Origin of the sequence: Micromonospora sp. NPDC050187 (genome assembly GCF_044459745.1) — a bacterium.
In the GTDB taxonomy this organism is placed as follows: domain Bacteria; phylum Actinomycetota; class Actinomycetes; order Mycobacteriales; family Micromonosporaceae; genus Micromonospora.
Genome location: NZ_JBITJH010000012.1, coordinates 49,203 through 64,075 on the forward strand (window position 1 = coordinate 49,203; position 14,873 = coordinate 64,075).

A 14,873-nucleotide genomic window follows, 5' to 3' on the forward strand; every position below is an offset into this window, starting at 1 on the left:
GGCCGGGATGGAACGGGAACTACGGATCGCGGTGGGGGGACGGGAGGTCCCGATGGTGGTGCGGGCGGGAGCCCGGGCCACCGTGGCGGACCTCGTCGCAGCGATCGACCGGGCGCTGCCGGACGCCGGTCCGGGGCCGGCCGCCCCGGTCCGGCTCTGGTTCCGGGGGCGGCCGTTGTCCCGTACCGCCCGGCTGGCCGAACTGCCGATTCCCGCCGGCAGTCGGATCGAGGTGGCCGCCCGCCCGGGGGAGGCCGGCACCGAGTCGGTCGGCGCGGTCGAGTTGGCCGTCGTCGGCGGGGCCGGTGGGGTGGCGGCCACCTCGTTCCGTCCCGGGACGGACCTCACCGTCGGACGGTCACCCGAGGCCGACCTCGTCCTGACCGATCCGGAGGTCAGCCGGGTCCACGCCCGCCTGACGACCGGAGCGGACGGCGTCGCGGAACTGGCCGACGCCGGTTCGCGCAACGGTACGGCCTGGCGTGGGGTCCGGCTGGACACGCCGACTCCGGTCGCTCCCGGGGACGTCTTCGGTGTCGGCGAGACGGTGCTGACGCTCCGGCCGGTGGATCCGGCCGACGCCCCGGTCGAGCCGGTCGACGCGACCGGCACCATCCAGTACAACCGGCCGCCGCGGATCGCCGTCCGCGTCGCCACCCCCCGGCTGACCGTGCCCCGCCGCCCCGAACCGCCGCGCACCGTACGGTTCCCGCTGCTGGCGATCCTGCTGCCGGTGCTGCTGGCCGGGGTGGCGTACGCGATCTTCCCGAACGCCGGCTACCTGCTGCTGTTCATGGCGCTCTCGCCCCTGCTACTGCTGGCCAACGTGTTCTCCGACCGGCGCGGTGGCCGTCGGGAGTACCGCCAGGCGCTGGCCGACTACGAGCGGCAGCGCGCCGAGCTGGTGGAGCGCCTGGACCGCCTCGCCGAGGAGCAGGGGCGGACCCGGCGGGAGGAACTGCCCGACCCCGGACGCCTGCTCCGGACGGCCACCGGGCCCACCCGGCGACTCTTCGAACGCCGCCCGGCGGACGCCGACTTCCTGCGGTTGCGGGTGGGGCTCGCGTCGACCCTCGTGGAGGCGACCCTGACCGGCCCGGGCGCCGAGCCCGAGCCGACCGCCGAGCCCCTGGAGCTGCCAGCGGTGGCGCAGAGCCCGGTCGCGGTCGACCTGACCGTCGCCGGGGTGCTCGGGGTGGCCGGTCCCCGGGCCGGCCTGCTGGCCACCGTCCGCGCGGTCCTGGCCCAGCTGACCACCCTGCACGCCCCGCACGACGTCGGGGTCGTCCTGCTCACCGGTGGCGACGAGGCCGACGACTGGGCCTGGCTGAGCTGGCTGCCGCACACCCTGCCGCACACCGCCGACCTGGAGTGCGACCGGATGGTCGCCACCGACGCCGAGCAGGCCCGCGCCCGGCTGGCCGGGCTGCGCCGCATCGTCGACCAGCGCCGGGCCGAACGGGCCGCCACGCTCCGGGCCGGGTTGCCGGCCGGACGGCGACTGGTGCTGGTGGCCGACGGGGCCCGCCGGCTGCGGGGCCTGCCCGGCCTGGCCGAACTGCTCGCCGACGGCCCCGAGGTGGGCGTCTACGCGATCTGCCTGGACGCGCTGGAGACCGAGCTGCCCGGGGAGTGCCGGGCCACCGTGGTGGTCAACAGCGGCTCGGGCACCCGTGCGGTGGTGCGCCGACCGGAGCACCCCGACCTGGACGGGGTGCTGCTGGACCGCCTCGACCCGGGCGGCGCGGCCCGGCTCGGGCACGCGTTGGCCCCGCTGCGGGTGCTCGGGGAGCGTTGGGGTAAGGGTGGCGGCGTGCCGGAGACGGTCCGGCTGCTGGAGCTGGCCGGCCTGGGCCGGGCCCCGGGACCGGCGCAGATCCAGCAGCGGTGGGCCGCCGAGCCGGCCGGCCGTTCCACCCGGGTGCTCCTCGGCGTCGGCCCGGACGGGCCGATCACCGTCGACCTGCGCCGGGACGGCCCGCATGCGCTGATCGCCGGCACCAGCGGCGCGGGCAAGTCGGAGCTGTTGCAGACCCTCGTCACGGGCCTGGCGCTCGGCAACACCCCGGACGCGCTCTCCCTGGTGCTGGTCGACTACAAGGGCGGCAGCGCGTTCGCCGAGTGCGCCCAGCTGCCGCACTGCGTCGGCATGGTCACCGACCTCGACGGGCACCTGGTCAACCGGGCCCTGGCGGCGCTGCGGGCCGAGCTGCGCCGCCGGGAGGCCCTGCTCGCCGAGGCGGCGGCGAAGGACATCGAGGACTACTGGGCCATCACCGGCGGGCGGCTGCCCCGGCTGGTCATCGTGATCGACGAGTTCGCCTCGCTGGTGGAGGAGGTGCCCGAGTTCGTCAGCGGGGTGGTCGGCATCGGCATGCGGGGGCGCAGCCTCGGTGTGCACGTGGTGATGGCCACCCAGCGACCGGCCGGCTCGGTCAACGCCGAGCTGCGCGCCAACCTCAACCTGCGGATCTGCCTGCGGGTCACCAGCGCGGCCGACAGCGCCGACGTGGTGGACGTACCCGACGCCGCCCGGCTCTCCCGACACCAGCCCGGTCGGGCGTACCTGCGGGCCGGGCACAGTGACCTGACCCTGGTGCAGACCGCCCGGATCGGCTGGCCCCGGGCGACGGCCACAGCGGAGCCGACGAGCGTGGCCCTGCGCCCCCGGCGGGTACGGGAGCTGGGGCGCGGCCCCGTCCCGGCCGCCGAACCACCGGCCCCGGCCGGCGGTGCGACTCCGCCGACGGGGTCACGGGCGCCCGGCGCGGCGGCTCCGGAGCAGGTGGAGACCGACCTGACGGTCCTGGTCGCGGCGATCCGGGGCGCGGCCGAAGCGGCCCGGATCCGGGCGCCCGGGAGTCCCTGGTTGCCGCCCCTGCCCGAGCTGGTGGTCGACGCGGAACTGGCCGACGGTGCCGGCGGGGCGCTGGCCGCGCCGGTCGGACTCGCCGACCACCCCGAGCAACAGGCGCAGCGCCCGTTCCTGCTGGATCTGGAGCGCACCGGGCCGGTGCTGGTCGCCGGGATGGCCCGCAGCGGCCGGTCCACCCTGCTGCGCGCCCTCGTGGTCGGGCTGACCCGGCGGACCGGCCCGGCCGACCTACACCTCTACCTGCTCGACCAGGGCAACCGGGCGTTGGCCCCGCTGTCCGGGCTGCCGCACTGCGGGGCGTACGTCGACGGTGACGACAGCGACCGCACCGCCCGGGTGCTCACCCTGTTGGACGCCGAGATCGGCCGCCGGCAGCGGCTGCTGGCCAGCGGCGGGTACGCGGCGCTGGCCGAGCAGCGGGCCGCCGTCGCCGACACCGAGGCGTTGCCCTACCTGGTGCTGGTCCTGGACCGGTACGAGACGTTCGTCGCCCGGTACGGCGAGACCGACGGCGGACGGCTGGTGGACCTGCTCGACTCCCTGCTGCGCCGGGGACCGGCGGTGGGCGTGGTGACCGTTCTCGCCACCGACCGGTCCGGGTTCACCCACCGCCTGGCCGGGGCGGTGGCCACCCGGCTGATCCTGGCCCACGCCGACCCGGACGACCTGGCCGCGTACGGAATCAACCCGCGCGAGGCACCCCGGACCATGCCGCCGGGGCGGGCCATCGGGCTGCCCGGGAACACGATGTTCCAGGTGGCGCTCCTCGATCCCGACCCGGACGGCACGGTGCAGGCGGCAGCGGTGCAGCGGCACGTCGTGGCCACCCGCTCCCGCTGGGACGGGCTGTCGGCGGAACTGCTGCCCCAGCGGGTCGACCCGCTGCCGGTGACGATCACCGCCGCCGAGGCCGACGCGCTGCGCCGGGGCCCGCTGCCGACCCGGCCCACCGTCGGTACGGTCGGCGTCGGCGGGGACCATCTCGGACCGGTCGACGTGGACCTCGCCGAACTCGGGCACACCTTCCTGGTCGCCGGGGCCCCCGGCACCGGGCGCAGCGGCGCCCTCCTGGCCCTGGCCGACTCGCTGCTGCGCCGGCCCGAGGCGCTGCCGGTGGTGGCCCTCTGTCCCCGCCCGTCCCCGGTGCAGGAGCTGGCCGGGCGACCCGGCGTGGCGGCCGTCCTGGTCGGACCACGGGCCGACGCCGAGCTGGCTGCGGTGCTGGCCGGGCTGCCCGGCCCGGTCACCGTGCTGGTCGACGACGCCGAACTGCTCGCCGACGGGTCGGCCGGGCACCTGCTGGAGGACCTGGCCCGGCAGGCTCGGGACACCGGAAACCTGCTGCTCGCCGCCGGCACCACCGACGACCTGGTCCAGCTGCGCTACCGGGGCTGGCTGGCCCGGATGTGCCGGGGCCAGGCCGGGCTGCTGCTCAACCCGGTGTCACATGTCGACGGTGACCTGTTCGAGGTCAAGCTGCCCCGCTCGACCTGCGGCGCCTGGCCGCCCGGCCGGGGGCTGCTGATGCTGCGCCGACGGGCCAGTCAGCTCCAGATTCCCCTGCCCGAGCTGGCGGTACGTGGATGACTCGCCCGACCTCGGGGGTGGAGGGCTATGGTACGACCACGGTGGCGCTCGCGACGGATGGTCCGGCGCCCCCGCTCCGGTCCGACCACACCCCTGTAACCGTGGAGATCATGACCACCCCGGACGTAGACCCGGCGGGGCAACCCACGTTGCCGCCGACCATGCCCTCCGCCGCACCGGCCCCGCCGGCCGAGCAGGCTGTCGCGCTCGGCAGCCGCTACGTGATGGAGCGCCCGATCGGCGAGGGCGCTCACGGTCGGGTGTGGCGCGGCCGACGCCTGGCCGACGACGCACCGGTGGCGATCAAGACCCTGCGGGAGGAGTACGCTGCCGATCCCGCTGCGGTGGCCCGCTTCCTGCGTGAACGCAACGTGCTCCGGGCGCTGCGCCATCCGCATCTGGTGCCGGTCCACGACCTCGTCGTCGAGGGGGACACCCTGGCGATCGTGATGGACCTGGTCACCGGGGAGAACCTGCGGGTCGCCGCCAGTCGGGGCGCGTTCGACCAGGACCGGGCGGTCACCGTGCTCGCCCAGGTCGCGGGCGCGTTGGCCGCGGTGCACGCGGCCGGCATCGTGCACCGCGACATCAAACCGGAGAACGTGCTGGTCACCTGGCGGGGCGGCGAGCCGTGGTCCCGGCTCACCGACTTCGGCGTGGCGCAGGTCGCCGACGGGCAGACGCTGACCCAGCACGGCCACACCGTCGGCACGCCCGCCTACCTCGCCCCGGAGCTGGCCCTGGGCCGCACCGCCACGACGGCGGTCGACGTCTACGCCCTCGGGGTGCTCGGCTACGAACTGCTGGCCGGCCGTCGGCCGTTCGACGCCGAGCATCCACTCGGGCTGCTGCGGGCGCACATCGAGGACGAGCCGGTCCGCCCGGACGGGCTGGCCGAGCCACTGTGGCAGCTGGTGCGGCAGTGCCTGGCCAAGCGCCCCGAGGACCGGCCGGAGCCGGCCCGGCTCGCCGATCGGCTGGCCGCCCTGGGCGGACCGGCCGGCGCGCTGCCGGTCGACGCCCCGCCGCCGCTGCCGCCCACGCCGCAGGCCGCCGGGGCGGATCGACCGGCGTACCGCTTCGAGCCGACCCCGGTCGGCTCGCTGGGCACGCCGGATCCGGAGGACCTGCGCCTCTACTCCACCGCCGGGACCAACCCGCCCAGCGGGACCGGCACGGACGGGCCAGCGGCCCCGACCGGAACGGCGTCGACCGGGGCGGCTCCTGTCGGGGTGACGTCGACCGGGGCGGCCCGCAGCGGGGCAGCGTCGACCGGGGCGGCCCGGTCGGAGGGCGCGGTGGAGGTGCTGCCCACTACCGGCGCGACCGTGCCGGTCCCGGAGCCGGCCCGACCCGAGCCGGTGAAGCGCCGCCGCTGGCTGGCCCCGGCCGCCGGGCTGGCCGTACTAACCCTGGTCAGCGCGGGCCTGGGGGTGTGGTGGGGTCGACCGGACGACACCGCCCGACCGGACACCACGGCCGCCACCCCCAGCGCCCCCACCGGTCCCGCCGCCCAGTTGTACCCGCTGCCGGTCACCGCGAGCAGCCCGCGCGCCGGCACGGTACGACTGGATTTCGGTGACCAGTCCAAGCTGCCGGGCTTCGACTCGTACGTGATCTGGCGGGACGAGACGAAGGTCGGCCAGATCGGTGCCGAGGAGAAGGTGCCGCCGTACCTCATCCCCGGCGTGGACCGCCGGACCCGCCACTGCTACCGGGTCTGGGCGCTGGTGGTCACCGACCGGCCACCACCGGCCCCGGCCGAGCCGGTCTGCCTGACCGCTGACGGCCGGCAACCGGCCACCGTGCCGGGCTGACCCGGTCGGAGTCGCCCACCGGACCGCCGGTCGTACCGGCGGTCGCCACCACCCGGCGACCCGCGTCGCCCGCCGCACCCGGCCGTCCCACCGACTCCCAGAGTGAGGATCGAGTGATCACCAGCAATTCCGAGGCCGGCCACGACCCCGCCGCCTACTTCGCGGCCCGGTACGAGGCGGTCCGGGCCAACGTCACCCGGGCGCTGTCCGGGAAGCCGGAAGCGGTACGCCTCGCCCTGACCTGCTTCTTCGCCGGCGGTCACCTGCTGGTCGAGGACGTGCCCGGGGTGGGCAAGACCACCCTGGCCAAGGCCATCGCCGCCTCGGTGGACGCCACCTGGCACCGCATCCAGTTCACCCCGGACCTGCTGCCGTCGGACATCACCGGCACCACCGTGTACGACCAGCGCACCGGCACCTTCGAGTTCCGGCCCGGCCCGGCCTTCGCCCACCTGGTGCTCGCCGACGAGATCAACCGGGCGTCGCCGAAGACGCAGTCGGCGTTGCTGGAGGTGATGGCGGAGCGGCAGGTCACCGTGGACGGCCGCAGCTACCCAGTACCGACGCCCTTCCTTGTCGTCGCCACCCAGAACCCGGTCGACCTGGCCGGCACCTACCGGTTGCCGGAGGCGCAGCTCGACCGCTTCCTGCTGCGCATCTCCGTCGGCTACCCGGACGTGGCGGCCGAACGCGACATCCTGGTCGGCCGGTCCCGGGACGGCGGGACCCCGGAACTCTCGCCGGTGGCGAGCGTCGAGCAGGTGCGCTGGATGATCGAGTACGTCAGCCGGGTGCACGTGGCGGACGCGGTGGCCGAGTACGTCGCCCGGATCGCCGAGGCGACCCGCCGGGATCCGCGACTGCGGCTCGGCGCCAGCCCCCGGGGCAGTCTGGCCCTGGTCCGGGCCGCCCAGTCCTGGGCCGCCGGGCAGGGGCGGGGGTACGTCGTACCGGACGACGTGAAGGCGGTCGCCGAGCCGGCCCTCGGGCACCGGCTGCTGCTCGCCTCCGCCACCGAGATCGAGGGCGGTTCGGCCGACGACGTGCTGCGCGACGTGCTCGGAGCCGTACCCGTCCCCCTGGCGGCCCGGGTCTGATGCGCCGCCTGCGCCTGAGCACCGGGCTGACCGGCACCGGTCTGGCGGTGGCCCTGGGCTCGATCGTGCTGCTCACCGCCGGTATGCTCGGCGGCTTTCCCACGCTGGGCGGGCTCGGTGCCACCGGGGTCGCGGTGGTGCTGGCCGCCGCGATCCTGGTCCGGATGCCGACCCGGGTCCGGGTGACCCGTACCGTCGCCCCGCACCGGGTGACCGTCGGTGACCAGGTCACCGGCTGGCTCGAGGTGGTCAACGCCGGGCGCCTGCGCACCGGACGGTTCGAGGCGGTTGACGGGCTGACCGCGTTGGGCGGGCTCACCGCCCCGGGCCCGGCCGAGACCTCCAGTGCCGTCGACGGGGGCGCGACGCCCACCGGGCGGCCCACCTCCTCGACGCGGCGTACCCGGGTCGACCGGGACGACCACGGTGGTGGGCTGCGGATCGTGGTGCCCCCGCTGCCGCCCGGTGGAAGGACCCGCCTCAGTTACCCGGTGCCGACCGCCGACCGGGGCGTGCTGCGACTCGGGCCGGTACGGCTGCACCGCCGTGATCCGCTGCGGCTGGCCCTCCGTACCCAGACCCTGGCCGCGCCGGACCAGGTCTGGGTGCGGCCCCGGGCGCACCCGGTCCGTCCGCTGCCGATCGGCCCGGTCCTCGACTTCGAGGGGCGGCTCACCGACCGGGTGCTTCGGGGCTCGATGGCCTTCGCCGCGCTGCGCGAGTACCGGTCGGGTGACGACCCCCGGCAGATCCACTGGCGCTCCACCGCGCGGATGGGCCAGCTCATCGTCCAGGACCGGGTGGACACCACCGAGCCGAGCGCGGCGGTGCTGCTGGACACCCGGGCCGCCGTGCTCGACGCGGAGTTGTTCGAGGAGGCAGTGGAGCTGACCGCCTCGGTGGTGGTCTCCACCGGCCGCTCCGGTCAGTCGGTCGACCTCGCCGTGCTCGGCGAGGACGTCGCGGACCTGGCCCGGCTCGGGGCCCGTGGTCCGCTGGACCGGCTGGCCGCCGCCGGCCGTACCGGCGACCGGGACCTGACCGAGCTGTTGGCGCTGGTCGCCCGTGCCCCGGCCGGAGGCGGGCTGGTGGTGGTCAGCGGAGCGGACCCGGCGCTGGCGCCCGCGCTGACCGGGCAGACGCGCCGGTTCGGCGGGATCGTGCTGGTGCAACTCGTCGCGGACGGGTCGGCGCAGCCGGCCGCCCGCCCCCCGGACGGCCCGGTCCCACCCCGGCCGGCCGCCCCGGCTGCGGAGCCGGCCGCCGGATCCGGCACGTCGGTCAGTGCCCAGGGAGGACTTGTGGTGATCCGCGCCGATCGGGCCCGGACCGCGGCGACCGCCTACAGCGGACTCGCGGGAGGCCGCCGGTGACCCGATGGCGCCTGGCCGGGGCAGCGCTGGCCAGCCTGCTCGGACTGGCACCGGTGGTCGCGTTCGCGGGGCTGTTCGGCCGGACCGCTGACGAGGCCCTGGCCGACCCCGGATACCTGCTGCCGACTGCCGGTGCGGCCCTGCTGCCGGCGGTGGCCGGGATACTGCTCGCCGCGACGACCCGGGTTCCGCCGGTCACCCGGCTCACCGTCGAGCTGCTGGTGCTGGTCGGTTACGTCGTGCTGGTCAGCCCGGCCCGCGTCACCGACGGGCCGTACCGGTTGCTCACCTCCGTGCCGCCGGTCGATCCGGGCGGGCCGGAGCTGGCCCTGGTGGCCGTCCTCGCCGGGCTGGCCGGCATCGGCGCGGTGGAGCCGTCGCTGCGTGGTGCCGCCGCACCCTGGGCGCTGCCGACACCACTGCTGGCGATGACCGCCGGCCTGCTTCTGAGCACGCCGACCGGAGTTCCGGGGTGGCTGGCGCCGGCGGTGGCCGGGACCGCCCTGGCGATGTTCGCCACCGCTGCCGCCGGACACCGGGACCGGAACGCCGACCCCGGCGGCAGGGCCCAGGACGCCGCTCCCGGCCCGTCCGGTCGGCTGGTCGGCCTGCCCGGACTCGTCCTGGTGCTGGCCGTCGGGGCGGCGGCCAGCCTGCTCGGGCCAGCCCTGGTCACGGTGGCGGGCGAGCGGACCCCGCCCGATCCCCGGGACCTGGTCGCGCAACCCGTACGCCCGCGCACGGGCAGCAGCCCGCTGGCCCAGTTCCCGGCGCTGCGTACCGGAAAACTCAGCCTGCGGCTGACCGTCACCGGCGACGGCGCGCCCGACCGGTTGCGGTACGCCACCCTGGACCGGTTCGACGGCACCTACTGGACCAGCGCGGCCACCTACTGGCGGGCCGGACGCCAGCTACCCGCCCCGACCGGCCCGGCGGAGCTGGTCACCCAGCAGATCCGGATCGACCAGCGGGGCCCGATCGAGTGGCTGGTCAGTGCCGGTCGACCGGTCGAGGTGTCGCTCGGCGGGCTCGGGGTGGACCGGGCCACCGGGGACGTGATCTTTCCGGACAACCGGCCGGCACCGGACGGGTACACCGTGCGCAGCGCCGTACCCCGCGTCGAGGTGGCGGACCTGCCGGTCGACCCGCCGGCCGTGCTCCCGCCGGGATCGGTGCCGGCCGGGTCGGTGCCGGCCGGACTGCTCGCCAAGGCCACCTCGATCACCGGGGCCAGCGCGGGCTATCCCGCCCTGCGCCGGCTCGCCGACCACTTCGCCCGCAACGGCGACTACCGGCTGGACACCTCGCCAAAACCACCGGCCGGGCACGGGATCTACCAGATCGACCGGTTGCTGCAGACCCGCAACGGCACCGCCGAGCAGTACGCGTCGGCGTTCGCCGTACTGGCCCGGGCGCTCGGCTACGACGCCCGGGTGGTGGTGGGGTTCCGCACCCGGACGGGCCACGGTGGCAGCCGCGTGGTCACCGGCCGGGACGTGGACGCCTGGGCGGAGGTCCGCTTCACCAACGCCGGTTGGGTGCCGTTCCATCCGACGCCCGGCCAGTCCGGCGACCGCCGGCCGGAGCAGGACGACCCGCCACCGAGCAGCGCACCCGAGCCGACCCGCACGCTGAGCGCACCGGATCCCGCCACATCCTCCGGTACGGCCGCCCCACCCGGTGCCGGCCCGGATGCCGGACGACCGGAATCAGGCCCACCCTGGCTGGCCGTGACGGTGCTGTGCGCACTGGGGCTGGTCCTCGCGGCGGGCGCGCCACCGGCGGTCAAGCGGGCGGTGCGGGCCAGACGACGGCGTCTCGACGATCCCGGTCGCCGGTTGCTCGCCGCCTGGCGGGACACGCTGGAACGCTGTGCCGAGTCGGGAGTCACCGTCTCCCGGGCCAGTACGACCGGCGAGGCGCGGGCCACGCTGACCGGCCGGGCCCCGGCGGCCGACATCCCGGCGCGGGAACTCGTGGCGCTGGTGGACGCGGCGGCCTACGGTCCGGCGCGGGTGACGAGCGCCGACGCCGACCGGGCCTGGGCCCTGGCGGACACGGTACGGCGGCAACTCGCCTCGGCGTCGTCCCGGCGGCAGCGGCTCGCCGCCGCCCTGCGGGTCCCGCCGAGGATCCCGGTGTCCGGCACCGGACGGTGACGCTGGGAAACACTTCCCATTGGCCACCGTCCGACCCGGACCTAGCGTGTCGGTCATGAGCTTGGGATCGATTGGGGCCAACCCCGCCGGGCTGCGTGCGGTGAGCACTGCGGTCAGCACGGCAGCGGCCGGACTGCCCCGGACCTGCCCCGTCCCGGCGTCGGTGGGGGATCCGGCGGCCGACGCCGCGCTGGCCGACTTCGTCCGCCGCTGGAGCACGCAGTTCCAGCGGTTGCAGGACGCGGCGAGCGTCATCGCCCGGCAGGCGAACATGACCGCGGTGGCCTTCGCCCTGGCCGGGGAGTGACCGATGACGACCGACACCGCCGATCCGGACGCCCTGCGCCGGGCGGCCCGGGACAACGGGGCCCGGGCCGGTGCCCTCGACCACTCGGTGCGCACCGTGCGGCGGGCCAGCGCCAGCTTCGCCGGCACGGGTACCGCCGGTGCCGCCCAGGTGCTGGTCGGCCCGGCCGGTGCCCGGTTCCAGGGCGCTCTCGGCGCGTTGGACGCCGCGCTCGCCGCCGCGCGGGCCGCGCACGAGCGGGTCGCCCAGGCGCTCGGCACGGTCGCTGGACCGATCGAGGACGAACAGCGGGCCCGCAAGGTGCTGGACCGCGCCGAAACCCGGCTGGACGAGGCCCGCCGGCAATTGGGCGCCGAGCAGATCGGGTTCGGCGCGGCGGCCAAGCGGGCGTCGGCCGACCGGGCCGCCGGGCTGGAGGTACCCACCCCGGACATGTCCGGGGTGCTCCGGGCCCAGCGGGAGGTGGAGGAGGCCGAGCGGGCGCACCGCCGGGCCGCCGAACGGCACGAGGACGCGCTGCGGGACCGTAAGCGCGCCGTGCAGACGTTCGTCGCGGTGTGCCGGTCGGCCGCCGCGCTCGCGCCGGCCATCCCGGGCGCGCCGGGCGCTCCCGGCGCGGTGAAGAACCACACGGTGTTCGGTCCCCGGCTCCTCGACGACATGAAGACCCGCAGCATGCCCAACAAGGGTCGGGGCACCGGTGGCCGCAACCTGACCGATGCGGAGCGGCGGCGGCTGGCCCGCAACGGCCTGAGCCCCCGGGAACCGCTCTTCTCCCTGCTGTACGGCTCCCGCACCTGGCAGGGCGCGTGGAAGAACTACGAGAAGGCCCTGTTGAAGGGCCGCAACGGGAGCGTGGACGCACAACTGCGCCTGCTGCACCGACTCGCCATGGCCGAGGGCGGCCTGGGCCGTGTCGGCAAGGACCGGTACGGCACCACGCTCAACGCGCGGGCCGAGGTGACCGCGTTCGACGCCCGGCTCAAGGCCCGGTTGCGGGCCGGCGGGTTCGGCGCGGAGGGCGAGCTGCGCGGCCGGGGCGGCGCGGACGCCAGCGGCGGGTTGGACCTGAACGCGGGGCGCAGCGGTGGCCGGGTCCGGGCGGAGGCGGAGGCCTTCGCCGGACTCCGGGGCAGCGCCCGGGGCGAGGTGGACGTGCTCGGGGTGCGTCCCCGGGGGGTCGCGGAGGGGCAGATCGGCGTCGGCGCTTCGGCCGGGGTGGACGCGGGAGTCAACGGCGGCAAGGTGAAGGTGCAGGCCAGTGTCGGGCTGGCGCTCGGCCTCGGCGGCAAGATCACGGTCGGCGGCGAGGTGGACGTACCGAAGATCGCCGATCACATCGGAGACGGCGCCAAGGCGGTCGCCGACGTGGCCGGCAAGCTCAACCCGTTCTGAGAGAAGGAAGACCGATGACCGCCGTGGAGTGGCCGAACGCGATCTCCCCCGGACTGTGGCCGTTCCGGCTGGCCGCGCCGGAGCAGTGGAGCGCCGTCGAACCGACCGAGGGGCTGATCGCCTTCCTCGGCCCGCCGGCCGACGACTTCCGGGCCAATCTGGTGATCTTCGGGCGGCGGCTGCCCGAGGACCTCACCCTGGGCGAGGTGGCCGAGCTGGCACTCTCCGACGATGCGCCGCGACGGGTCGTCGATCCCGGCATCGACCAGCCGGCCGCCCCCGGTGGGCTGCCGGTCGCGGTCCGCTCCAGCGGCACCGTGATCGAGGGCCGCGAGGTACGCCAGATCGCCGTGGTGACCGAGGCGCCGGACCGTTCGCCGTCCGGGCTGCGCAGCGTCTACACGATGCTCGGCACCTACCTGGCCGACCGCGCCGACCCGGACGAGCCGACCCTGACCTCGGTGATGGCCTCTTTCGAGCTGATCCACTAGATCCTGGGTCGAGGTAACTCACCGTCGCTCGTTTGCGTCCGATGACACGATTGTCTGTTCTGCGCATGCTGGTGATCAAGTCCCCCGCACCCCTGCGGCCTGCAACTCAACGCGACAGTGGCATTGCCATCCGTAGTGAATCTCTTGGCGTCGGTCAATGAAATCTTGGGCGATTCGCTCGTGGCCAGGGGGTGACTTGTTGCCGCAAGGCAATCGCGGTGATTGGAGAGTGTCGATGACAAAGGCTCGCGTGCTGTTAATCGTGAACCCGGCTGGCTGGACGAATCTGGGAACCTGCGGAGGCCCTGGCACCCAGTTCACCAACAAGTACGCCCGTGGTGCGACGTGCTCCAACTGCAACCACAGCTTCTCGGGGAACATGAACTACTAGTGCCGTTCTGGCGCTTTTAGTCGACGTCGGCCTATCATGAGCTACGCGCGGCACCTGTGCCGTACGTGCCGTGCGTGGCTCATCGCCTCGCGTAAAGTGTTCACGTATTGCATCGGCATCAAGATGACCCAGGCACCTGGACGGCTCGCCCAGCTCGCGCTGGGTCTGGTTGTATTGACTGTATCGATCATCACCCTAACCTCGTGCGGTCGTGGTCCCAACTCGCCAAGGTACGTCAAAGGGGCGGAGATCCAGGCCGAGTACCGGGATGAATCCCGACGCCTTAGCTGGCGCCCGGCTGGAGCTGGCCCGCCGATCCGAAGTACCCAGAAAGAGACGAGAACGGCGACCGGGTCATGTACGAGGTCAATCTGGGGCGGATCGAGGCTTCATGGTACTGGCACTGCTCATGGGCGGTGCGGTTCTTCTCGGTCACCAGCCCTGCCGAGAAGCAGGAATCATTGGCGAAGGTTCTGGATCTGCGCGAATCCGCGTTCTACAAGTTGGGGCTGGACGAACGCGAGAAGCATCGCCGCGATCAAGTCCTGGATGACGCCAGCGCGGGGAATGTGGAAAAGCTGGAACAGATCATTACTATCAACTGTCCGGTGGATCACGAATGACAGGTACGCGTCCAGCCATCCTTCCAAGCCGCCGCGATGCATGGTCGGCCGCAATTCTCGGCGTCAGCCTCGGAGCGGCTTCGATCGCTCCCGACATCTTGCCGGAGCCGCAAGCCGAAATCCTGACTCCCATCGTGAGTTCAGGCTTCGGGTGGGGGATGACCGCACTGGCGGGGGGCTTCCTCGCTTCCAGCCGCAAGTCGGCGCCAATGGCCGGAATCGGCGCGCTCACCCTGGCTGCCGTAACCTACTATTTCCTGATCCTGACCCTGACCTCCCGATGGCGCCACCGTTCCGGCAATACAGAAGCCTCCCTCGTCGGCCCGGCGTCCGTGGCTGAGGCGGCTGGATTCTGGCTCCTCGTCGCGGTATGCGGTGGGGCGATCATGGGCTACCTCGGATACGTCATCCGACACGACTCCGGGCGTGCCCTGCTGGTATCGGCCGGCATGGCATTCGGGCTTCTAGCAGGAGAAGGCGGTTACGCCCTCTTCCACGCAGCCTTCATATGGGTCGGTCCTGTCGACTCCTTCATGTGGGCCAAGCTGCAGTCGGCGCTGGTGCAGTTGCTTCTATGTCTGTCAGTGCTCGTGGCAGCCCTGCGGTCTGGCAGGCGCCACATTTCTTGGGCTGCCTTCCTCGCAGTCGCTGCGGCAGCGCTGGTCGTGAACATAGGTGCATGGCACCTTATACAGTCCGTTCGACTCACACTCTGAACGAACGATTTGAGGATCGCCCGACCTGATGAGGAGGGCGGG

Annotated in this window: 10 protein-coding genes; all 10 read left to right on the top strand. The window is 74.3% G+C overall.

Annotation, left to right across the window (positions count from 1 at the left end; genetic code table 11):
* Positions 1-7: 7 nt before the first annotated feature.
* The 10 genes from ACIBJE_RS19515 to ACIBJE_RS19560 all read left to right on the top strand — a co-directional run bounded on the left by ACIBJE_RS19515 (position 8) and on the right by ACIBJE_RS19560 (position 14,831).
* Entirely contained in the window at positions 8-4,462 is a 4,455-nt protein-coding gene (locus ACIBJE_RS19515) for an FtsK/SpoIIIE domain-containing protein (protein ID WP_396750198.1), read from the top strand.
* 110 nt (positions 4,463-4,572) lie between these two features.
* Entirely contained in the window at positions 4,573-6,279 is a 1,707-nt protein-coding gene (locus tag ACIBJE_RS19520; RefSeq protein ID WP_396750200.1) for a protein kinase, read from the top strand.
* Positions 6,280-6,395: 116 nt separating this feature from the next.
* Positions 6,396-7,376: an AAA family ATPase gene (locus ACIBJE_RS19525; protein WP_396750421.1), complete on the top strand. Its 981-nt coding sequence runs from the start codon at positions 6,396-6,398 to the stop codon at positions 7,374-7,376.
* Positions 7,376-8,749 (top strand): DUF58 domain-containing protein, encoded by a 1,374-nt coding sequence (locus ACIBJE_RS19530; protein WP_396750202.1) that lies wholly within the window; start codon positions 7,376-7,378, stop codon positions 8,747-8,749. Before ACIBJE_RS19525 ends, ACIBJE_RS19530 begins: the two co-directional genes overlap by 1 nt.
* Positions 8,746-10,908: a DUF3488 and transglutaminase-like domain-containing protein gene (locus tag ACIBJE_RS19535; RefSeq protein WP_396750204.1), complete on the top strand. Its 2,163-nt coding sequence runs from the start codon at positions 8,746-8,748 to the stop codon at positions 10,906-10,908. The genes ACIBJE_RS19530 and ACIBJE_RS19535 overlap by 4 nt, the downstream gene beginning before the upstream one ends.
* Positions 10,909-10,963: 55 nt before the next feature.
* A complete protein-coding gene (locus ACIBJE_RS19540; RefSeq protein ID WP_396750206.1) occupies positions 10,964-11,215 on the top strand; it encodes a hypothetical protein in 252 nt (83 codons plus the stop codon).
* A 3-nt stretch (positions 11,216-11,218) separates the two neighbouring features.
* Positions 11,219-12,610, top strand: coding sequence for a hypothetical protein (locus tag ACIBJE_RS19545; RefSeq protein ID WP_396750208.1), 1,392 nt, complete (start codon positions 11,219-11,221; stop codon positions 12,608-12,610).
* Between the two features lie 14 nt (positions 12,611-12,624).
* Positions 12,625-13,101, top strand: a complete 477-nt coding sequence (locus ACIBJE_RS19550; RefSeq protein WP_396750210.1) for a hypothetical protein — start codon at positions 12,625-12,627, stop codon at positions 13,099-13,101.
* 747 nt (positions 13,102-13,848) lie between these two features.
* Positions 13,849-14,115 carry a hypothetical protein gene (locus ACIBJE_RS19555; protein ID WP_396750212.1) on the top strand — a complete coding sequence of 89 codons (267 nt, stop codon included), beginning with the start codon at positions 13,849-13,851 and terminating at the stop codon, positions 14,113-14,115.
* Positions 14,112-14,831 carry a DUF6518 family protein gene (locus ACIBJE_RS19560; protein ID WP_396750214.1) on the top strand — a complete coding sequence of 240 codons (720 nt, stop codon included), beginning with the start codon at positions 14,112-14,114 and terminating at the stop codon, positions 14,829-14,831. Before ACIBJE_RS19555 ends, ACIBJE_RS19560 begins: the two co-directional genes overlap by 4 nt.
* The last annotated feature ends 42 nt before the right edge of the window (positions 14,832-14,873 follow it).